At 50.6% G+C, this 21,840-nt stretch carries 15 protein-coding genes; 14 read left to right on the forward strand and 1 reads right to left on the reverse strand.

Annotated elements, in window-relative coordinates; all coding sequences use genetic code 11:
* Window positions 1–106 precede the first annotated feature (106 nt).
* The gene (gene cls, locus AC4EVX_RS10790; RefSeq protein ID WP_490160197.1) at window positions 107–1,687 is read left to right on the forward strand and encodes a cardiolipin synthase; all 1,581 of its coding nucleotides are present in this window, start codon (window positions 107–109) and stop codon (window positions 1,685–1,687) included.
* A gap of 97 nt (window positions 1,688–1,784) precedes the next feature.
* Here the strand turns inward: cls and citC are convergent, their stop codons facing one another.
* On the reverse strand, window positions 1,785–2,870 hold the full coding sequence (gene citC / locus AC4EVX_RS10795; protein WP_490160198.1) for a [citrate (pro-3S)-lyase] ligase: 1,086 nt from the start codon (window positions 2,868–2,870) through the stop codon (window positions 1,785–1,787).
* Window positions 2,871–2,998: 128 nt separating this feature from the next.
* On the opposite strand from citC, the gene AC4EVX_RS10800 reads away from it, so the two are divergent.
* From AC4EVX_RS10800 to rlmN, 13 genes are all read left to right on the forward strand, one after another.
* Window positions 2,999–3,856 carry a ClpP family protease gene (locus AC4EVX_RS10800; RefSeq protein ID WP_490160199.1) on the forward strand — a complete coding sequence of 286 codons (858 nt, stop codon included), beginning with the start codon at window positions 2,999–3,001 and terminating at the stop codon, window positions 3,854–3,856.
* Window positions 3,857–3,890: 34 nt separating this feature from the next.
* Window positions 3,891–4,478: a TetR/AcrR family transcriptional regulator C-terminal domain-containing protein gene (locus tag AC4EVX_RS10805; RefSeq protein ID WP_490160200.1), complete on the forward strand. Its 588-nt coding sequence runs from the start codon at window positions 3,891–3,893 to the stop codon at window positions 4,476–4,478.
* Between the two features lie 232 nt (window positions 4,479–4,710).
* Window positions 4,711–5,859 carry a lactaldehyde reductase gene (fucO, locus tag AC4EVX_RS10810; protein WP_177978472.1) on the forward strand — a complete coding sequence of 383 codons (1,149 nt, stop codon included), beginning with the start codon at window positions 4,711–4,713 and terminating at the stop codon, window positions 5,857–5,859.
* Window positions 5,860–6,144: 285 nt separating this feature from the next.
* Window positions 6,145–10,011: a DNA translocase FtsK gene (locus AC4EVX_RS10815; RefSeq protein ID WP_490160201.1), complete on the forward strand. Its 3,867-nt coding sequence runs from the start codon at window positions 6,145–6,147 to the stop codon at window positions 10,009–10,011.
* A 36-nt stretch (window positions 10,012–10,047) separates the two neighbouring features.
* Window positions 10,048–11,718, forward strand: a complete 1,671-nt coding sequence (locus AC4EVX_RS10820) for a formate--tetrahydrofolate ligase (protein ID WP_308450601.1) — start codon at window positions 10,048–10,050, stop codon at window positions 11,716–11,718.
* Between the two features lie 156 nt (window positions 11,719–11,874).
* Complete coding sequence (locus AC4EVX_RS10825; protein WP_308450600.1) at window positions 11,875–13,338, forward strand: UDP-N-acetylmuramoyl-L-alanyl-D-glutamate--2,6-diaminopimelate ligase; 1,464 nt, start codon at window positions 11,875–11,877, stop codon at window positions 13,336–13,338.
* Entirely contained in the window at window positions 13,326–14,702 is a 1,377-nt protein-coding gene (locus AC4EVX_RS10830) for a UDP-N-acetylmuramoyl-tripeptide--D-alanyl-D-alanine ligase (RefSeq protein ID WP_490160202.1), read from the forward strand. Before AC4EVX_RS10825 ends, AC4EVX_RS10830 begins: the two co-directional genes overlap by 13 nt.
* Before the next feature lie 108 nt (window positions 14,703–14,810).
* Complete coding sequence (priA, locus tag AC4EVX_RS10835) at window positions 14,811–16,928, forward strand: replication restart helicase PriA (protein ID WP_177977461.1); 2,118 nt, start codon at window positions 14,811–14,813, stop codon at window positions 16,926–16,928.
* Between the two features lie 144 nt (window positions 16,929–17,072).
* A complete protein-coding gene (gene def, locus AC4EVX_RS10840; RefSeq protein WP_177977460.1) occupies window positions 17,073–17,576 on the forward strand; it encodes a peptide deformylase in 504 nt (167 codons plus the stop codon).
* A gap of 1 nt (window position 17,577) precedes the next feature.
* On the forward strand, window positions 17,578–18,522 hold the full coding sequence (gene fmt, locus AC4EVX_RS10845) for a methionyl-tRNA formyltransferase (RefSeq protein WP_177977459.1): 945 nt from the start codon (window positions 17,578–17,580) through the stop codon (window positions 18,520–18,522).
* Window positions 18,523–18,530: 8 nt separating this feature from the next.
* A complete protein-coding gene (locus tag AC4EVX_RS10850; RefSeq protein ID WP_490160203.1) occupies window positions 18,531–19,250 on the forward strand; it encodes a zinc metallopeptidase in 720 nt (239 codons plus the stop codon).
* A 115-nt stretch (window positions 19,251–19,365) separates the two neighbouring features.
* Entirely contained in the window at window positions 19,366–20,712 is a 1,347-nt protein-coding gene (gene rsmB / locus AC4EVX_RS10855) for a 16S rRNA (cytosine(967)-C(5))-methyltransferase RsmB (protein WP_490160209.1), read from the forward strand.
* Window positions 20,713–20,790: 78 nt separating this feature from the next.
* On the forward strand, window positions 20,791–21,840 hold the full coding sequence (gene rlmN / locus AC4EVX_RS10860; protein ID WP_432629988.1) for a dual-specificity RNA methyltransferase RlmN: 1,050 nt from the start codon (window positions 20,791–20,793) through the stop codon (window positions 21,838–21,840).

Genomic DNA, 21,840 nt, shown 5'->3' on the forward strand with positions numbered 1-21,840 from the left:
TTGCAAGTAGTATCTGTTTCGGCAGTATGAAAGCATACTCGATGAAGTAGGAATGAAACATAAAAGTTTATAACTTTTTATAAGTTTTCAGTAACGGCGGTACGACATGTTGAAGGAAGACAAGAAAAAACTCGTCAAAAAGACTTCTGGAAAGTTTCTCAGAATTATTTTTGGACGAACGACGTTTGTGATTCTCTCTCTGATTGTGCAGATCATGGTTCTGTGCCTGACGTTTGAGTGGCTGAAAAATCAGGCGTTTTATTTCTACGGAGGATTCACGATCCTGAGTGCGGTTGTCGTGATCTATATTTTAAATAAGAATGAAAATCCGTCCTATCAGATGTCGTGGATCATTCCGGTTCTCGTCTTCCCGGTTTTTGGAGTTATGTTTTATCTGTTTATTGAGACACAGCCGGGAACAAAGGCGATCGCGAAGCGCCTTCAGAAACTTCAGCTTGATACGAAGCCGTGGCTTAAGCAGGACCCGGCGGTCATGCATCAGCTCTATGAAGAAAGCCGTGGGGTTACCGGACTTGCGGTCTATATGAATCATTACGGTGGGTATCCGGTTGTGAAAAATACCCATGTCAAGTATTTTCCACTCGGGGATGACATGTATCCGGTACTTCTCAGAGAACTTCGGAAGGCAAAGCGATATATCTTCATGGAATTCTTCATCATTGACCGGGGGGAAATGTGGGGAGAGATCCTGAAAGTGCTTGAGGAAAAAGCAAAATCCGGCGTCGAGGTTCGTGTGATGTACGATGGAATGTGCTGTCTGGCACTCCTTCCATATCGCTATCCGGCACAGCTTGAGAAGAAGGGAATCCGATGCAAGATGTTTTCGCCGGTTCGCCCGGTGCTTTCTTCCTATCAGAACAACCGGGATCATCGAAAAGTCGTTGTGATCGATGGACTCACGGCGTTCACCGGAGGGGTGAATCTCGCAGATGAGTATATCAACCGGAAAGTGCGGTTTGGACACTGGAAGGATACAGCGATTATGCTCAAAGGGGATGCCGTGCAGAGTTTTCTGATGATGTTTCTTCAGATGTGGAATGTGACGGAGCGCACCGAAGAACATTATGAGAGGTATCTGCCGAAACGCTCCCACAACTGGCCGAAAGATCTCGACCGGAGTGGGTATGTGATGGCATTTGGGGACAGTCCTCTCGATCAGGAGACGGTTGGACAGCATGTTTACATGGATATTCTCAATGAGGCGCGCTACTATGTCCATATTATGACACCGTATCTGATTCTCGACAGCGATATGATCACAGCGCTGACGTTTGCGGCAAAGCGGGGAATCGAGACGACGATCATCATGCCTCACATTCCGGATAAAATCTATGCGTATCTGCTTGCGCGCTCTTATTATGAAGAGCTGATCCGCGCCGGTGTGCGGATTTATGAGTATACGCCGGGATTTGTGCATGCAAAGGTCTTTACGAGCGATGATGAGAAGGCAGTGGTGGGATCAGTCAATCTCGATTACCGGAGCCTTCATCTTCATTTTGAGTGTGCGACTTATATTTATCGAAATCCGGCTGTCGGACAGGCAGAGCAGGATTTTCAGGAGACTCTGAAAAAGTGCCAGAAAATCACGCTGGAGGACTGTCGGGATTTCCCGTTTGCAAAGAAAGCAGTCGGAAAAGCTCTGCGAATCTTTGCACCGCTGATGTAATAAAAGATGAGAAAAAAATGAAAAATCTGCGTCAGATCTTATCTCAGAACATGGTTGCTGAGTTAAGAACTGGCGCAGATTTTATTTTTCTCTATTTTTAATAATGACGCACTTCCGCAGTCCCCCTAATTTTTGCAATCACAGGTTCTGCCTTTTCGGAAGTGAAGTATCGATAAGTCGTCTCCGGAACGAGAGCGCGGAGCGCCTCAAAATCTCCTTCCTTGATCTTGGTGCGGACATCAGAAGCACTGATTGCACCGTCGTTGCCTGTCTTTCTCGGAATGATCGTGCAGATGAGACCGGCTGATTCAAGTTCTTCTTTCATCACCTGATTATAGATTCCGGTAACCTGGCTGAATGGCTCCTCACCGACAAAACGATCAGTGATGCCGAGTGCCGAAGCAATTCTTGTAAAGATCTCGATATCCAGCCTTGCATGGGAGCGGATGACGGTATCTGAATCCTTCAAAAAATAGGACGGGAACGTCGCATTTGAGATCATATAGGGACCAGTGCGATGGAAAATCAGGTTTTTGAAGACGGCAGATCCTTCTTTCACAAGCTGTTCACGAACGGCGAGTGGAACGAGAGAGACATCCTCTGAGACGACAAATACATGAAGAAGCTCCGTGTGAGAAGATGCCTGCTCAATCAGATACTGATGTCCGAGCGTGAACGGATTTGCGTTCATAATTACAGCTCCGATGTGACCGTTTGCCTCCGGACTTGTGTTTCGCGTGATCTGGGGCAGAGCTTCCTCGGTCTCGCGCTGAAGATTTTTTAGATAATTTTCAAATCCGGTGCGACGATTTTCCATAAAAACAAGTTTGCCCTCGACGCGCGCAATCTCATAAAATCCGAGATCACGGAAAAAACGAGCGGTTGTGATCTTGGTATAAAGAAAGAGATCCGTGCATCCGCGGGAAAACTGGTAATCCATTAAAGCTGTGACGACCTGATTCATCAGTCCCTCGCCCTGATGATCGGAAGAAACCGCCATACAGCGAAGTGTATTGGAAAAGCAGGAGCCGGTTGCGACGAGATTGTAGTCCTCATCAAACAGACCGATGCTGTAATCTAAGTTTTTATCGCGCTCAATGCCCTCTTTTTCGAGAAGTGCGTCCATCTGACGGCAGGCACGGCGATCAGACGGAGTGATTTGGCTGATGGTATATTCAGACATAAAAAATCCCCCTTTGTTTGTAATCAACAAGAAATCAATAAGAATATTATAGCGGATTGCGGGGAAAAATGCGAATAGAAGATTTCTTATGTTTCCTATTTATCTTGGGTTATGGAGGGGAAGAGCGCATGGAAGACGAGCTGGAAGTTAAATGGAATGAAGAAAATAATGGAGAAAATGCGGAAAACGGATCAGGGGAAGAAAATTCCCAAAAACGAGATTTTCAAAAACAAGAGTTGAGCGAACAAGATCAGAATAAGGTGAATCAGAGTCAAAACGGGAGCGGGCAGAGTCGGCAAAACGGATCGCAGAATCAAGGACAGGATCAAGCTCCGGAGGCATACGGAGAGCTGACGCTCGACGAGAACAGCAAAAAGCGGAGAATCCAGCTTCTCTCGATCATCGGGGAGGTGGAAGGACACGAAAATCTCTCGGGAAATGCGAAGACGACGAAATACGATTATGTGCTTCCACAACTTGCAAAACTTGAAGATGACGACAGTGTGGAGGGACTTCTTGTGCTCTTAAATACCTCGGGCGGAGATGTCGATGCAGGACTTGCGATCGCGGAGATGATCGCGTCGCTGTCGATGCCGACGGTGTCGCTGGTGCTTGGCGGAAGTCACTCGATCGGAGTCCCGCTTGCGGTCTCGACAGATTACTCATTTATCGTGCCGACCGGAACAATGATGATCCATCCGGTTCGGATCAATGGACTTGTGATTGGGGCTTCCCAGACGTATGAATATTTCGATATGATTCAGGATCGAATCTTAAGTTTTATCAGTGAACACTCGCGGATTGCCTACGATCAGGCGAAACGGCTGATGCTCAACACAGAGATGCTCACAAGAGACCTCGGAACTGTGCTTGTCGGCACGCAGGCAGTCAGGGAGGGACTGATTGATGAGGTCGGTGGAATTCGGGATGCACTTGGAAAACTTTATGAGATGGTAGACAGAAGAAGAGACAATCTGATAAAATAAAATAGAAGACACAAAAGAAAAGGATTGTAGAGGCATGGACAAACAGATTGAAGTATCCGGAAATCCGGGAGGGAGTGATCGCACAAAGTATCGACTTGCGGAGTCGATCAAGGAATGTATGAGAGTGACTCCGGTTGATCGCATCACCGTCAAGGACATTGTGGACGGATGCGGGCTGACGCGCCAGACATTTTACCGAAATTTCAAAGACAAGTATGATCTGATTAACTGGTATTTCGACAAACTTGTGCTCCAGTCGTTTGCACAGATGGGGACGGAGAATACAGTCGGTGAGAGTCTTGTCCGGAAATTTGAATTTATCCGAAAAGAAAAAGCCTTTTTCACCGAGGCTTTTCGCTCGGATGACTATAATTCAGTCAAGGAACATGATTTCATTTTGATCTTGCAGTTTTATAAGAGTCTGATTGCGACGAGAACATCCCGACCGCTGAGCGAGGATCTCGATTTTCTGCTTGAGATGTACTGTCGTGGTTCTGTCTATATGACCGAAAAATGGGTGCTCGGCGGAATGAAGCGCTCCCCGAGAGAAATGGCAGAAAAACTCGTAGAGGGAATCCCGCCGAAGCTCGCAAAGGTCTTCTCAGAGTTAGGGCTCTTGTAACCAGTGACAGATCCTGAGTGATCTGTCTATTATTTGGCAAAAGCGAAAATGAAAGAACGGAGATTTGCCGAAAAATCATCATGAAAATAGATGAAGAAACGAAAAATCAAAAAAAGAATTAGGCGAAAAGTGACAAACGAGCGGATTTGTCACTTTCTTTTTTGCAAAAACGCTGTTAAAATAATAACAGTTATAAGAGAGAGCGAACAAAAAGAAATAGGAGGAAATTCACATGGCAAACAGAATCGTATTGAATGAAACTTCTTATCATGGAGCGGGAGCAATCAGAGAGATTGCAAATGAGGTGAAGACCAGAGGATTCGCAAAGGCATTTGTATGTTCCGATCCGGATCTGATCAAATTTGGTGTGACGAAGAAGGTGACTGATGTTCTCGATGAGGCAGGTCTTGCCTATGAGGTTTATTCCAACATCAAGCCGAATCCGACGATCGAGAATGTGCAGACTGGTGTTGCAACATTCAAGGCATCCGGCGCAGATTACCTGATTGCAATCGGCGGTGGTTCCTCGATGGATACTGCAAAGGCAATAGGTATCATCATCAACAACCCGGAGTTCGAGGATGTCAGAAGCCTTGAGGGCGTGGCTCCGACAAAGAAGCCGTGTGTTCCGATCATTGCGGTTCCGACGACAGCAGGTACTGCAGCAGAGGTAACGATCAACTACGTTATCACCGATGTAGAGAAGAAGAGAAAGTTTGTCTGTGTAGATACTCACGATATTCCGGTTGTCGCAGTGATCGATCCGGAGATGATGGCAAGCATGCCGAAGGGTCTGACGGCTTCCACTGGTATGGATGCTCTGACTCATGCGATTGAGGGATATATCACGAAGGGCGCATGGGAGATGACCGATATGTTCCATCTGAAGGCAATCGAGATCATCTCAAAGTCTTTGAGAGGCGCTGTTGAGAACACTCCGGAAGGCAGAGAGGGTATGGCACTCGGTCAGTACATCGCAGGAATGGGCTTCTCCAATGTAGGTCTTGGTATCGTTCACTCGATGGCACATTCACTCGGTGCTGTCTATGATACCCCGCACGGTGTTGCAAATGCAATCCTGCTTCCGACGATCATGGAGTACAATGCTCCGTGCACCGGTGACAAGTACAAATACATCGCAAAGGCAATGGGCGTTGAGGGTGTCGATGAGATGAGCCAGGAAGAGTACCGCAAGGCAGCCGTTGACGCAGTCAAGAAGCTGTCCGCTGATGTCGGCATTCCGGCTGATTTGAAGGCAATCGTCAGGGAAGAGGATCTGGATTTCCTGTCTGAGTCCGCGTATGCAGATGCCTGCCGTCCGGGCAACCCGAGAGATACCTCTGTTGAGGAGATCAAGGAACTGTATCGTTCTCTGATGTAAGAGTAAGATAAATAAAGTTATAAAAATTTGGAATAAAAGGAAAATGAGGGGAAGGTTGCAATTCCTCTCATTTTTTTGTATACTATCTTCATTGATGTACGTTCGCGGTTTCTGTACCGCTTGTTTTTGTAGCTGTATGTTCTCACAGACTCAAATCACAGACAAAATCAGGGAAAACCAAGCGCGAAAACAGGGTGTTCGGATAAAAAAGGAAAAAGATGTTCGGGCATATTTTAAGGTGCAGAGAAATGGCAGGGTACATTTGGGAAATGAGGAGGCATATTTGTGGCATCAAGCAAGAAAATGAACAGTGAGGAAAAGTCTACAAAAAAGACAACACCACAGACAAAGAAGATAGAACGTTCAACAGAAACCCGTTCGAGAAGCCGTGCATCTTCCGCAAAGAGAGGAGCCATGACTCCGAACAGACAGACGGTGCGGGTGGCAGTTCAGCCGGAACCGGAGTGGCAGGAGGAGCCGGATTTTGTGCAGTCAGAGGCATGTATTCTGCTCTCGCTGGCGGTTGCCATACTCCTGTTTTTGAGCAATCTGCACGTGTGCGGAGTGGCAGGAGAAGTGGCGAGAAACATCCAGATTGGGGTGTTTGGCTCATTCGGATTTGTCCTTCCGTTTGCGCTTGCAGGAGGCGTGATCTTTTACAGCGCGAATCAGGACAATCCGCTGGTGACAAGAAAAATCGTGGCAGGAATCATCCTTGGCGTGATCATCTGCTGTTTTTTGCAGTTGTTCATGGGAAGTGAGCCGGGAGCGGGCGAGGGAGTCTCTGTCTACTATGAGAGGGCCGTGAAGAGCGGACTCGGAGGAGGAATGCTCGGTGGTCTGATCTGCATGGTATTTAAGAGGATTCTCGGCGGTCTTGGAACCTTTGTGTTGTTGTTTGTGTGTATGATTATCACGCTCGTGTGCATCACGGAAAAATCGTTTTTGCGTCTTGTGCAGGAGCAGGGTGAGATGGCATGGGAAGATTTCGGGAGAAGAAGAGAGGTCCAGGCAGAGCGCAGACAACAGCGCGTGCGTGGTGTCGATCTCGGAGCAACCGATCTCGTGTCGAGCAAGGTCTCCCGTGGACTTCGCGTCTATGACGGGGAGAAGCAGGAGAGTGAGGAGCAGAGAGAGGCATATTTGGAGGAAAAGCGTGCAAAATCAGCTGGTATTTCGCTGATGATGAATGAAACTTCCGGAAAAAAGAGACAGCCGTCAGGTGGAAGAAACCGCAGAATGCCGGCACAACAGCCGATGTATCATCGCGGTGGGACCTTGATGGAGGATCTGATTGTCGGAGTTCCGCTCGGAGCTCCGGCACCTGCCCCGGCAAAGTTTGACACAGAGGATGATAATGAGCCGGCAGAGGCAAAGACGATCTCGCTTGCAGAGCGTCAGGCGCAGAAATTGAGTGAGAAGGCGCAAAAAGCGAAAACGGCGAAGGAATCTAACGGATCTAAGGAATCTGATTTGGAGACAGACGCAAAGTCTGCAAGTTCTGCAAATATAGATCGTGTAGATTGCACAGACCGCGCAAAGGAAAATGAACAGGCAGAAAGAACAGAGAGAACGGATGGAAGAAAGAACCCATCCTCAAATGATTTAAAGATTTCCGAGCCGACGATCACAAGACCGGACCCGGCGGACATCTTTACCGGAAGTATTTCCCATCCGCAGGGATACCATGTCTATACGGCACAGGATGAGATTTACTCTCAGCAGGAACCGAAACCGGCATCTGCACAGAATTCATCTTCGACAACATCCGCTTTTTATTCCTATGCAGGACAGTCACCAGTCTCATCGACACCAAATATGTCGAGTATGCCAAATGCATCAAATATATCAAATACACCAAATACACCAAATACATTGGAGCTGTCAGGTGCATTAGATAGTGCGTCGGAGATGACTGCCAAGAAGCCGACTTTAACAGCTCAGTGGCAGGGCGAGGTTCCGTTTGAGGAAGAGGAAAAGAAAGACGAGTATGGAACAGCGGTTTCATGGAGTCTTCATGCGTCCGGCGCAGAGCAGAAGCAGGCAGAGCTGTTAAGTGCATCTGCGCACTATGAGGAGGGAGAGATTCCGCCGATGGGTTCAGTTGCTGATGACGATTCTTCTGACGATGTCTGGGTCAATGTGACTTCAAGAACTTCCCGTCCGCAGACATTTTCTCCGGCAAGCAAGAGTCTCAGAGACACACTTGCAAGCAAGTCAGGAAAAGCAAATAGAGAGTCAAGCACAGAATCAAACACAGAGCCGAGCATAGAATCGAGTCAGAATTCAGTTCGAGAGCCTTCGATGTATGAGACATATGAGACAGAGATGAAAAAGCTCGAGCAGTCTATGCAGTCGCAGGATCGATACCTTCCTGATCCAGCTCCTACCCAGCAGGGGGTGAGAATTCATCCGACAACACAGACACATCCGGCAATGCAAGCCCATCAGACCGTGCAACCAGAATATGTTGACCGGGATGTGAGAATGAAGCAGACTGAGAGTGGTGGAAGTTTTGCAGTGCCGTCGGCGGAGCGCCGTGTCGTGACTGCATCGGGCAAGGTGATTGAGACGGAGACCGAGGCACTTCACAAGAAGCTCGAGTCAAAGCGTCAGGAGGAATTGCGCCAGGTGAAAGCCGATCAGGATACGAGCGTGGCGACCCAGATCCGCAAGGAGGAAGAACTTCCGAAAAAGGAGTATGTGTTTCCGCTGACCACGTTGTTGAAGAAGGGCGCACCGAGTGCGAACAGTTTTTCCGATGAAGAATACCGGAAGACGGCGATCAAGCTCCAGCAGACGCTCAGAAACTTTGGAGTCGGAGTGACGGTGACGAATATCAGTTGTGGTCCGTCGGTGACCCGCTATGAGCTTCACCCGGAACAGGGTGTCAAGGTCAGCAAGATCGTTGCACTTGCCGATGACATCAAACTGAGCCTTGCAGCAGCGGACATCCGTATCGAAGCACCGATTCCGGGCAAGTCCGCAGTCGGCATCGAGGTGCCGAACAAGGAGAACAATACCGTTTATTTGAGAGATCTCTTGGAGTCAGAGAATTTCCGCTCCCATCCGTCCCGCCTTGCGTTTGCAGTCGGAAAGGACATCGGCGGTCAGGTTGTCGTGACGGACATCGCAAAGATGCCACACCTTCTGATTGCAGGTGCGACGGGCTCCGGAAAATCCGTCTGCATCAACACGCTGATCATGAGTGTGATCTTCAAGTCAAAGCCGGAAGATGTCAAGCTGATCATGATCGATCCGAAGGTCGTGGAGCTCAGTGTCTACAATGGAATCCCGCATCTGCTGATTCCGGTTGTGACCGATCCGAAGAAGGCTTCCGGTGCGCTCAACTGGGCAGTTGCAGAGATGACGGATCGTTACAAAAAGTTTGCACAGTACAATGTGCGTGACTTAAAGGGATACAACGCGAAGATTGAGAGCGTGAAGGAGATTGATGACCCGAACAAGCCGAAGAAACTGCCTCAGATTATCATCATCGTCGATGAGCTTGCAGATCTGATGATGGTTGCTCCGGGCGAGGTAGAGGATGCGATCTGCCGTCTTGCACAGCTTGCGCGGGCAGCGGGCATTCATCTGGTGATTGCGACCCAGAGACCGTCGGTCAACGTCATTACGGGCCTGATCAAGGCAAATATTCCGTCAAGAATTGCATTTTCCGTGTCATCCGGTGTGGACTCCCGGACGATTATCGATATGAATGGTGCCGAGAAATTGCTGGGTAAGGGCGACATGCTCTTCTATCCGGCGGGATTTCCGAAACCGCAGCGTGTGCAGGGCGCATTCGTCTCCGATCAGGAGGTGCAGGCGGTCGTTGATTTCCTGACGGAACAGGGAATGACCGCAGATTACAGCGCCGAGGTCGAGACACAGATGAATTCTGCGCCGACGGCGGGAGCGGGAGGTGCAAGGGATGCGCGTGATGAGTATTTCGCGGAAGCGGGAAACTTCATCATCGAGAAAGACCGTGCATCGATCGGCATGCTTCAGAGGGTATTCAAAATCGGGTTCAACCGCGCTGCGCGGATTATGGATCAGCTTGCGGAGGCAGGCGTTGTCGGGGAGGAAGAGGGAACAAAACCCCGCAAGGTTCTGATGACGCAGGAGGAATTTGAGGAGTTGTTAAGACAGTAATCAACAAACAAGTCCCTTATCAAAGGAGGAAAGTCTATGAAAACGGATATTGAAATTGCACAGGAGTCGGTGATGATGCCGATCAAGGAAGTGGCAGAGAGTTACGGAATCTCGGAAGATGATCTGGAACTTTACGGAAAGTACAAGACGAAACTGACGGATGACCTCTGGAAAAAGGTAAAAGACAAGAAAGACGGAAGACTCGTTCTCGTAACTGCAATCAACCCGACTCCGGCAGGAGAGGGAAAGACGACGACGAGCATCGGACTTGCAGATGCGCTCACGAGACTTGGCTACAAGACGATGATCGCTCTGAGAGAGCCGTCCCTCGGACCGTGCTTTGGAATCAAGGGTGGAGCAGCCGGCGGTGGTTACGCTCAGGTTGTGCCGATGGAGGATTTAAACCTGCATTTCACCGGTGACTTTCATGCGATCACCTCTGCAAACAACCTGTTAGCAGCGCTTTTGGATAACCACATTCAGCAGGGAAATGCACTGGGAATCGATACGAGACAGATCCTCTGGAAGCGTTGCCTTGATATGAATGATCGTGTGCTCAGAAACATCGTAGTCGGTCTTGGTGCCAAGGCGGACGGCGTTGTGCGCGAGGATCATTTTGTCATCACAGTTGCATCCGAGATTATGGCAATCCTCTGCCTCGCAAACGATATGAAGGATCTCAAAGAGCGCCTCGGCAAGATCATCGTTGCATATAATTATGCGGGAGAGCCGGTGACGGCAAAGGATCTGAATGCAGTCGGTGCAATGGCAGCCCTTTTGAAGGACGCAATCAAGCCGAACATGATTCAGACGCTTGAGCATACGGGTGCACTTGTACATGGTGGACCGTTTGCAAACATCGCACATGGATGCAACAGCGTGCGTGCGACAAAGACCGCTTTAAAGTTAGCGGACATCACGATCACCGAGGCAGGATTTGGTGCTGATTTGGGAGCTGAGAAGTTCTTTGATATCAAGTGCCGGATGGCAGATCTGAAGCCGGATGCGGTTGTCCTTGTCGCAACGGTTCGTGCGCTCAAGTACAACGGCGGTGTTCCGAAGACCGACCTTGCTGAGGAGAACCTCGACGCACTGAAAAAGGGAATTGTCAATCTTGAGAAGCACATCGAGAACATCCAGAAATTCGGCGTGCCGGTTGTTGTGACCTTAAACTCATTTGTCACCGACACCGAGGCAGAGTATGAGTTTATCCGCACATTCTGCGAGCGTCGTGGCTGTGAGTTTGCACTTTCCGAGGTATGGGCAAAAGGCGGTGAGGGCGGTCAGGCTCTTGCAGAAAAAGTACTCAAGACGCTTGAGTACAAGGAGAGCAATTACCATCCACTCTATCCGGATGATATGAGCTTAAAGAACAAGATCGAGACGATTGCAGGCGAGATCTACGGCGCAGACGGTGTGACCTATGCACCGGCAGCACAGAAGGCACTCGCACAGATCGAGCAGATGGGCTTTGGCAATTTCCCGATTTGTATGGCAAAGACGCAGTATTCTCTGTCTGACGATCAAAAGAAGCTCGGACGTCCGACCGGATTCAAGATCAATGTGCGCGACGCTTATGTATCCGCAGGCGCAGGCTTTGTCGTTGTTCTGACCGGTGCAATTATGACAATGCCGGGACTGCCAAAGAAGCCGGCAGCAGACGGAATCGATGTGACCGATGACGGTGTGATCACGGGTCTGTTCTAAAATTTAACGGAACTGCGAAGTACAGAATACCGGACAGTTCCCATTTAATTAACAAAACAAAAGTAGAAAGAATCTCTCTGATTTGTCTTCAAACGACACAGGAAATCAGAGAGATTCCCCATTTTTAAAAATGATGCAGGGAAAGGAATCAAAATCATGAAGATCAGAGACTGGCTGGATAAGCTGGATTACACACTGCTTAGTGGCAGTGTGGAGGAGGAAGTGGACGAGGTTGTCTATGATTCCAGAAAGGCGGCACCGAAGACGGTGTTTGTCTGCATGAAGGGAACGAAGAGAGATTCCCATGATTACATTCCGCAGGTACTTGAGGCAGGATGCCGGGTTCTCGTGACGGAGCGTCCGGTAGAAGTTCCGGAGGGTGTGACCGTACTTCTTGTAAAGTCGGGAAGAGAGGCGCTTGCAAAGCTCTCAGGAGCACGCTTTGGCTATCCGGCAGAGAAGCTTCTGATGATCGGAGTGACCGGAACAAAGGGAAAGACGACGACGACGCACATGATCCGAAAGATCATGGAGACAGCCGGAAAAAAGACCGGAATGATCGGAACGAACGGAGTTTACATCGGTGAGGATCACTACCCGACGATGAACACGACACCGGAGTCCTATGATCTGCATCGCTATTTCGCTCAGATGGTCGAGGAGGGATGCGACTGCTGTGTGATGGAGGTTTCCTCCCAGGCATTTAAGATGTACCGCGTAGCCGGAATCACATTTGACTATGGAATTTTCACGAACATTTCCCCGGATCACATCGGACCGGATGAGCATGCGGATTTTGCAGAGTATCTGTACTACAAGAAGCAGATCTTTGTACAGAGCAGGTTTGCGCTTGTCAATGTTGACGATGAGCATTTCGAGGAGATTGTGAAGGACATTCCGTGCGAGTGGGCGGGATTTGGCATGGGCGCAAATGCGACGTACCAGGCAGAGAACCTCCACTATGTGTCGGAGCCGGATTTTGTCGGAATCGAGTTTGACATCCGCGGAGCCCATGAGATTCCGGTCAGAGTCAACATCCCGGGAAAATTCAACGTCTACAATGCGCTTTCTGCATCCGCAGTTGCGCTCAAGGCAGGAGTTCCGGCAGAGAAACTTCAGCATGCGCTTGAGCACTTAAAGATCGACGGCAGAATGGAGATTGTCTATACCTCAGAGCAGTGCTGCGTGATCGTCGATTACGCGCACAATGCAGTCAGCATGGAGAGCCTTCTTGAGACTCTGCGCGAGTATCATCCGAAGCGTCTCGTCGTGGTCTTCGGCTGTGGCGGAAACCGCTCGAAGGAGCGCCGTTACTCGATGGGCGAGATCGGCGGACGCATGGCAGATCTGTCGATCCTCACCGCAGACAACTCTCGATTTGAGAAGGTCGAGGATATTCTTGCGGACATTCGCGGAAGCATCGAGAAGACCGGTGGAGCCTTCCTTGAGATCCCGGATCGTCGCGAGGCGATTGAATACAGCATCACACACTCAGAGCCGGGGGATATGATTGCGATCATCGGCAAGGGACATGAAAATTATCAGGAGATTGAAGGCGTCCGCTATCCGTTCTTAGATCGTGCGGTCGTAGAAGAGGTGGTAAGCAAATGGAACAGATAACCGTATCAGACATTGTGAAGGCAACCGGTGGCAGACTTCTGTGCGGAGAGGAGAATCTGACGCTTTCCCATATCAGCACGAACTCGAAGGAGATGGCGGGAGCAGATCTCTTTGTCCCGTTGATCGGAGAGAGAGTTGACGCGCATCGCTTTATCGCAGGCGCATTTGAGGTTGGGGCAGTTGCCACGCTGACGTCGGAGCATGACGCAATGGACGAGGTGCATCCGTGGATTCGCGTTGAGGATACGAAAAAAGCACTTCAGGCAATCGGTGTCTACTTGAGAGAGAGATTGCACATTCCGCTTGTCGGAGTGACCGGAAGCGTCGGAAAGACGACGACGAGAGAGATGATTGCGACGGCGCTCTCAGCGAAGTATCAGGTCTTCAAGACACCGGGAAATGCGAACAGCCAGATCGGAGTTCCGATCACGATCTCCGAGATCTCAAGTCAGGATGAGGTCGGTGTTCTCGAGCTTGGAATGAGCCTTCCGGGCGAGCTGACCGTGATTGCGCAGATCGCGAGAGTCGATATGGCGGTGATCACGAACATCGGCGTTGCCCATATTGAACAGCTTGGAAGTCAGGAGAATATCCGCAGAGAGAAGCTGACGATTCAGGATGGAATGCCAGAGGGCGGTCTGCTGATTTTAAATGGCGATGATCCGCTGTTAAAAGATCAGAAGGCGAGAGACGGACTTCGCACCGTATACTACGGAACCGGGGAGAAGTGTCAGTACCGCGCCGAGGACATTGTGCTTGAGGACGGTTGTCCGTCGTTTGTGGCAGTCTGCAAGGGAAAGCGCATTCCGGTGCGCCTGTCGGTGATGGGTCGCCATCATGTGCTTGATGCGATGTCTGCACTTGCTGTCGCAGATGCCTGCGGCGTTCCGCTTGAGAAGGCTTCCGAGAAACTCAGCGAGTTCCACGGATTTAAGAACCGCCAGCAGATTTACCGGAGAGCGGACGGAGTGACCGTGATTGATGACACCTACAACGCAAGCCCGGCATCGATGATGGCAGGACTTGAGGTGCTCGACTCGATGAAGAGTGCAAAGCGCCATATTGCGGTACTCGCGGATATGAAGGAGCTTGGTGAGCAGAGCCCGCGCTTCCACCGGGAGATCGGAACCTTTCTTGCCGACCATCCGGTCGATGTGCTCTTTACATTCGGAGAACTCGCAAGAGAGATCGAGGAGGGCGCAAAAGAGGCAAATGTCGGCTGTGACTGCCATCACTTTGATGTGGAAGAGCGCGAGGCACTCTTTGAGGCAGTTGCAAAGACGCTTCAGCCGGGCGATTGTGTGCTCTTAAAGGGCTCAAACAGCATGAAACTTCAGGAACTTGCATCCCAGCTCTTAAAATAGATAAAGAGGTAAAGCCGATTTGGAATACGAAGGTGTGAAGGATCGGCAAAAACGCTAACTGGAAAGTTGCGAAACTGGGAAACTGGGCGAGCAAAAAGAGGTGAATGAATGGCAGATTTATATGCCAGTATTATTATAGATATTTCCCATGAAAACGTAGACCGTGTGTTTCAGTACCGGATTCCCGAGAATCTTCTCGGGCAGGTCCGGATCGGGACGCAGGTCTGCGTTCCTTTTGGTTCGGGGAACCGGATCAGAAAAGGCTATGTCGTCGAGATCACAGACCACGCGGACTATGAGGTGACAAAGATCAAGGCGATCGACTCGGTGCCGGAGAGAGGAGTGACTGCGGACTCAAAACTCATTGAGCTTGCATGGTGGATGAAAGAGCGCTACGGCTCGACGATGAATCAGGCGCTAAAGACCGTGCTTCCGGTCAAGCGCAAGGTCAAAGCACGAAATAAGAATGTCGTGCAGTCGGTGGCTGGAATTCCGATCGCGGAAAGTTCAGATCAAAAAGGGTCAGCAGGACTTGAGGGGTTAAGTCCGGACAATTTGAAAATACAAAGTGAACCGGAAAATCAGAACGGAGAAGGCGGAGCACAGAAATCGCCGGGGACGGTTATGCTCAACGAGGATCAGCAGGACGCGGTCGACATCTTTCAGGCGTATTACGATGAGAGTGAGAGAAAGCCGTTTCTGCTCTACGGAGTCACCGGAAGCGGAAAAACTGAGGTTTACATGGAGATGATCGACTATGTGCTCCGCTCGAGGCGTCAGGTCATTGTGCTGATTCCGGAGATCTCGCTGACGTACCAGACGGTGATGCGCTTTTACCGCCGGTTTGGTGACCGGGTCTGCGTGATGCATTCAAGACTTTCCGAGGGGGAGCGATTTGACCAGTTTGAGCGTGCAAGGCGAGGAGAGACCGACATCATGATCGGTGCAAGGTCCGCACTCTTTACGCCGTTTGCAAATCTCGGACTCATCGTGATGGATGAGGAGCAGGAGGGTGCGTACAAGAGTGAGGTCACCCCGCGGTATCATGCGAGAGAGGTTGCAGAGCACCTCGCGCGCATGCACGACGCGATGTTCGTCATGGGTTCTGCGACCCCGTCGGTCGAGGCTTATGAGAAGGCGAGAGTCGGGATTTACCGATTGCTGGAACTTCCGCACCGCGCAGTTGCGAAGACACTTGCTGTCACGGAGGTCGTCGATCTGCGTCAGGAGATGGCAGATGGAAACCGCTCGATTTTCAGCCGGAGGCTTCAGCAGCTGATCGAGGATCGCCTTGAAAAGAACGAGCAGATCATGCTGTTTATGAACCGCAGAGGATACTCAAACTTCGTCTCTTGCCGTTCGTGCGGGGAGGCAGTCAAGTGCCCGCACTGCGACGTCTCGCTGACGCTCCACAACCACTCGCGCCTCGTCTGCCATTACTGTGGCTATGCGATCGCGATGCCAAAGACCTGTCCGACCTGCGGTTCCCCGTATCTGGCAGGCTTCGGGGTTGGGACGCAGAAGATCGAGGCGATGGCGGGAAGGATGTTTCCGAAAGCCAGGATTCTTCGGATGGATCTTGATACGACCTCAAAAAAGGGCGGTCATGAGAAGATCCTGTCCGCATTCTCGAAACATCAGGCGGACATTCTGATCGGGACACAGATGATCGTCAAAGGGCATGATTTTCCGGATGTGACGCTCGTCGGGATTCTTGCGGCTGATGTCTCTCTCTACGCGCCGGATTACCGAAGCGCGGAGCGGACATTCCAGCTTCTCGTGCAGGCTTCAGGGCGCGCGGGACGTGCCGAAAAGCCCGGAATCGCGGTGATTCAGACATATATGCCGGATCACTACACGATTCAGACGGCATCTCGTCAGGATTACGGCGAATTTTTTCGCCAGGAGATGCGGTTTCGCAGACTCATGCATTACCCGCCTGCCTGCCATATGTTGAGCATTCAGACTGCGGGAAAAGAGGAGGAACTGCTTGCACGGATCATGGATTCGATCGCTATGGCGGTGCAGAAGCATTTCGGGGATCAGACGATCGTGATCGGACCAGTTCCGGCTCCGGTCTACAAAGTTAATGATATTTACAGAAAAATTTTATATATGAAACAGCAAAATTATGATATACTTATAAAAATCCAAAAATATGTTCAGATGCGCTGGGACGAGACAGACAGTTGCAGACGGCTGACGATCCAATATGATTTTTCATAACTTGGAGTTTCGTAAATTTGGACTTTATAAGTTTCAGCTTTATAGGTTTTCGTTTACAGGTTCAAATTTTATAAGTTTTAGAGTTTTTAGTTTCATAAGATTAAATTGCAGAAGAAAAGAGAAGAGAAAGGAAGCGTAAAGAAAATGGCAATCAGACAGATCAGAGTCATTGGAGACGAAATTTTAAATAAAGAGTGTAAGCCGGTGAAGGAGATGACCGATCGGACGAGAGAGCTGATCGAGGATATGTTTGAGACGATGTATGAGGCGAACGGTGTCGGTCTTGCGGCTCCGCAGGTCGGAATCTTAAAGCAGATCATCGTCATGGATGTGGATGACGGCAATCAGTATGTGCTGATCAATCCGGAGATTATCGAGGAGAGCGGAAGCCAGACCGGTCCGGAGGGATGCTTGAGTGTTCCGAATAAGTCCGGTCAGGTAACCCGCCCGAATCACGTCAAGGTTCGCGCCTACGATGAGAATATGGAGCAGTTTGAGCTTGAGGGAGACGAGCTTCTCGCCCGTTGCATCTGCCATGAGTGCGATCATCTGCACGGTCACCTCTATGTAGAGCGCGTCGAGGGTGAGCTGATGGATACGACCGCAGATGAGGAAGAGATCTCTGTGATTCCGGAAATGGAGGACTAAGATGAGAATTGTATTTATGGGAACGCCGGATTTTTCGGTTCCGACGCTTGAGGCATTAATTTCCTCCCGCCATGAGGTTGTCGGTGTGGTGACACAGCCGGATAAGCCGAAGGGACGTGGAAATGCGATTCAGATGTCTCCAGTCAAGGAGTGTGCATTACAGCATGAGATTCCGGTCTATCAGCCGGTCAGAGCGCGCGAGGAATCCTTTGTCGAGCAGATGCGGGTGCTGAAGCCGGATGTGATGGTTGTCATTGCGTTTGGACAGATTTTGAGTCAGGAGCTTCTCGACCTTCCGAAGTTTGGCTGTGTGAATATCCATGCCTCCCTGCTTCCGAAGTACCGCGGGGCTTCCCCGATTCAGTGGGCAGTCATCAACGGCGATGAGGAAACCGGTATCACGACGATGCAGATGGCAGCGGGGATGGATACCGGTGATATTCTTGAGACGGCAGTCATTAAGCTCGATAAAAAGGAGACTGGCGGAAGTCTGTTTGACCGTTTGAGTCTGATGGGCGGAGATCTGATTCTCTCGACGCTTGACAAACTTGAGGCTGGCACGATTCAGGCAGTGCCTCAGGATGATGCACAGGCGACCTATGTAAAGAAGATCCCGAAGTCGATGGGCGAGATCGACTGGACGATGTCTGCGGTTGCAATTGAGCGCCTTGTGCGTGGTTTAAATCCGTGGCCGAGTGCTTACACACACTGGAATGGAAAGATGTTAAAGATCTGGGAGGCAGAGGTGCTTCCTCAGTCCGCAGATGCGAAAAAAGGCGAGCCGGCAGAGGTGCTTGAGGCAGATCACGACACGTTCACGATTCAGACCGGAGACGGCGTGTTAAAGATTTGCAGTCTTCAGCTTGAGGGCAAGAAGCGGATGGATGTGGCTTCCTTCCTGCGCGGATATCCCGTGGAAGTGGGAAGCAGAGTTGGAAAGGAGTAATGAATTACATGCCTTATTACGGTGGATATGGATACTATGGAATGTACTGGGACCCGACGATGATCCTTGTTCTGATCGGCGCCGTGCTCTCATTCTGGGCATCCTCCCATGTCAATGGAACGTTTCGCAAGTATGCGCGCGTTCGCAGTATGACTGGGATGACGGGAGCGGAGGTCGCAAGACAGCTCTTACATTCGCAGGGCATCTATGATGTGACGGTTCAGCCGATTGGTGGAAGTCTCACCGATCACTATGATCCTCGGACGAAGACTGTCAACCTCTCGGAGTCCGTGTACAATCAGACGTCAGTCTCCGCAATCGGAGTCGCAGCGCATGAGTGCGGTCACGCGATTCAGGACAATGTGGGCTATGTCCCGCTTCGCCTGCGCTCTGCATTTGTTCCGGTTGCAAACCTTGGAAGCAAGCTCGCGATGCCGGCAATTATACTCGGCGTGTTGATCGGAATGACTCCGTTTGTTGAGCTTGGAATCTGGATGTTTGTGCTTGCAGTCCTGTTTCAGGTGATTACACTTCCGGTTGAGTTCAATGCATCCGCGAGAGCTGTGCGCCTGCTCGACAATCTTGGGATTCTCCGGGGCGATGAGGTCGGCCAGACGAGAAAGGTGCTCGGTGCGGCAGCACTGACGTATGTGGCAGCAGTTGCCGTTTCTCTTCTGCAACTTCTGCGTCTGATCATTCTGTTCGGAGGAAGAAGACGAGATGACTAGAGACGGAAACAAAAAAAACACGGCGGGAAAACTTGCGACGGCAAAGACTGTGACGGCGAAAAATACGAGGGTGAAGAAGACGACGGCGAAGACGGAAAAGACAGCGAAGCCTGCAATGGCGAAGGCTCCGACGCAGACGAGAGAGCTGATTCTCGACATTCTCCTTGAGATTCTTGAAAAGGGACAGCACAGCCATGTCGTGCTTCGCCAGGCACTCGAGAAGTACCAGTATCTGCCAAAATCAGACCGCGCCTTTATCACGCGCACGGTTGAGGGCACGATTGAGCGCCTGATCACGATCGATGGCGTGCTTGATCTTTGCTCGAACACAAAGGTGAAGAAGATGAAGCCGGTGATCCGCACGATCCTTCGGATGTCGGTTTACCAGATGCTCTGGATGGACCGGATTCCGGACCGCGCTGTTTGCAGTGAGGCAGTCAATCTCGCAGAAAAGCGTCACTTTGCAGGACTGAAGGGCTTTGTAAACGGTGTGCTTCGCTCGGTTTCCCGACGAAAAGAGGAGTTTGATTTCCCGGATTGGGAGAAGAAGTATTCGATGCCGGACTGGCTGATCGAGAACTGGAAGTCTCAGTATGGTTCAAAGGCGACGGAGCAGATGCTTCAGGCATTCTTAGCTGAAATGCCGACGACGGTTCGCTGTAACCTTGACCGGGCTTCCCTTGAAGAGATCCGCGAGAGTCTTGAGGCTCAGGGCGTGACGGTGACGGAGAGTCCCCTGCTTGCCCATGCGCTTCAGATCTCGGGTTATGACTATCTCGAGAGTCTGGATGCGTTTGAGACTGGCTGGATTCAGGTGCAGGATGCGAGTTCCGCACTTGTCGGACAGGCTTCGGGAGTCCGTGAAGGCGAGCTTGTGCTCGATGTCTGTGGAGCTCCCGGTGGAAAGAGCCTTGACCTTGCAGATCGCTTAAAGGGAAGCGGGCAGGTCGTTGTCCGGGATCTGACAGAGTCGAAGATTGCACTTGTCGAGGACAATATTTACCGGAGCGGATTTACGAATATCCGGGCAGAGGTCTGGGATGCACGCGAGTTTGATCCGGAGTGGGAGAATGGTGCCGATCTCGTGCTTGCCGATCTTCCGTGTTCGGGACTTGGAATCATCGGAAAGAAGCCGGACATCAAATATCAGGCTTCACCGGAGAAGATTCATGATCTTGCGGTGCTCCAGAGAGAGATTCTTGAGACGGTTACGAGATATGTGAAGCCGGGTGGACGGCTCGTGTACAGCACCTGCACGATCAGCCCGGAGGAGAATGAGAAGCAGAGAGAATGGATTCTTGCAAACTTCCCGTTTGAGCCGGTTGATTTAACGGACAGTCTCGGGTCGGTGTTGGCAAAAGAGTCGTTGAAGGATGGCTATGTACAGCTTTTGCCGGGCAAATACCCGTGTGACGGCTTCTTTATCTCGGTGTACAGAAGAAAAGAAGACGAAACGCTGTGAGCATCGGATTGGAAATGTTGAGTGAGTGTTTTTTATGGCAATAGAAGGATAGAAGGGTTGGACGAGAGAAAGATGGAGATGGACAACAAGACAGATATCAAATCGTTGTATCTTCCGGAGCTGGAAGAGTGGATGCGACAGAGAGGAGAGAAGGCTTTCCGTGCAAAGCAGATTTTTCAGTGGATGCATGAGAAGCTCGTGACAGATTTTGACGAGATGACGAATCTTCCCGCCTCTCTTCGCGAGAAGCTCAAGGAGACCTGTACGCTGACTGCGCTGACGCCGGTGGATGTCAAAGTCTCTGCAATCGACGGAACGAGAAAGTATCTGTTTGGTCTTGCCGATGGAAATGTGATTGAGAGTGTCTGGATGAAATATCATCACGGCAACTCCGTCTGCATCTCCTCCCAGGTCGGCTGTCGCATGGGTTGTCGCTTCTGCGCGTCCACGCTTGACGGACTTGAGCGAAATCTGACCCCGTCCGAGATGCTCGATCAGATTTACCGGATTCAGACGCTGACCGGGGAGCGCGTTTCCAATGTTGTGGTCATGGGTTCCGGAGAGCCGATGGACAACTACGACAATCTGATCCGCTTTGTGCGCCTGCTCTCGGGCGAGAAGGGACTCAATATCAGCCAGAGAAACATCACGGTATCGACCTGCGGAATCGTGCCGGGAATCCTGAAACTCTCGGAGGAGGATCTTCAGATCACGCTGGCACTTTCTCTGCATGCACCGAGCGATGAGGTGCGAAAGACGCTGATGCCGATCGCAAACCGCTATGCGCTCAAGGATGTGCTCTCGGCCTGCCGGACTTACTTTGAGAAGACCGGACGCAGACTGACGTTTGAGTACAGCCTTGTGCGCGGAGTCAACGATAACCTCGAGGAGGCTCGTGCACTCACGGCGTTGATTAAGGATCTTCACGGTCATGTGAACCTGATTCCGGTCAATCCGATCAAGGAGCGCGACTATGTGCAGTCTGGAAGAAAGGCGATTGAGGATTTCAAAAATTATCTTGAAAAAAATGGAATCAATGTTACGATAAGAAGAGAGATGGGGCGCGACATCAACGGCGCCTGCGGACAGCTCAGAAAGAGCTATCTCGATCATGAGAAAGAAGGATAA

The sequence above is a fragment of the Brotaphodocola sp. genome (assembly GCF_983179755.1).

Excerpts from the sequence above, each read along its gene's own strand:
- cls (WP_490160197.1), top strand. The coding sequence starts at position 107 with ATGTTGAAGGAAGACAAGAAAAAACTCGTCAAAAAGACTTCTGGAAAG.
- citC (WP_490160198.1), bottom strand. The coding sequence starts at position 2,870 with ATGTCTGAATATACCATCAGCCAAATCACTCCGTCTGATCGCCGTGCC.
- AC4EVX_RS10800 (WP_490160199.1), top strand. The coding sequence starts at position 2,999 with ATGGAAGACGAGCTGGAAGTTAAATGGAATGAAGAAAATAATGGAGAA.
- AC4EVX_RS10805 (WP_490160200.1), top strand. The coding sequence starts at position 3,891 with ATGGACAAACAGATTGAAGTATCCGGAAATCCGGGAGGGAGTGATCGC.
- fucO (WP_177978472.1), top strand. The coding sequence starts at position 4,711 with ATGGCAAACAGAATCGTATTGAATGAAACTTCTTATCATGGAGCGGGA.
- AC4EVX_RS10820 (WP_308450601.1), top strand. The coding sequence starts at position 10,048 with ATGAAAACGGATATTGAAATTGCACAGGAGTCGGTGATGATGCCGATC.
- AC4EVX_RS10825 (WP_308450600.1), top strand. The coding sequence starts at position 11,875 with ATGAAGATCAGAGACTGGCTGGATAAGCTGGATTACACACTGCTTAGT.
- AC4EVX_RS10830 (WP_490160202.1), top strand. The coding sequence starts at position 13,326 with ATGGAACAGATAACCGTATCAGACATTGTGAAGGCAACCGGTGGCAGA.
- priA (WP_177977461.1), top strand. The coding sequence starts at position 14,811 with ATGGCAGATTTATATGCCAGTATTATTATAGATATTTCCCATGAAAAC.
- def (WP_177977460.1), top strand. The coding sequence starts at position 17,073 with ATGGCAATCAGACAGATCAGAGTCATTGGAGACGAAATTTTAAATAAA.
- fmt (WP_177977459.1), top strand. The coding sequence starts at position 17,578 with ATGAGAATTGTATTTATGGGAACGCCGGATTTTTCGGTTCCGACGCTT.
- AC4EVX_RS10850 (WP_490160203.1), top strand. The coding sequence starts at position 18,531 with ATGCCTTATTACGGTGGATATGGATACTATGGAATGTACTGGGACCCG.
- rsmB (WP_490160209.1), top strand. The coding sequence starts at position 19,366 with ATGGCGAAGGCTCCGACGCAGACGAGAGAGCTGATTCTCGACATTCTC.
- rlmN (WP_432629988.1), top strand. The coding sequence starts at position 20,791 with ATGGACAACAAGACAGATATCAAATCGTTGTATCTTCCGGAGCTGGAA.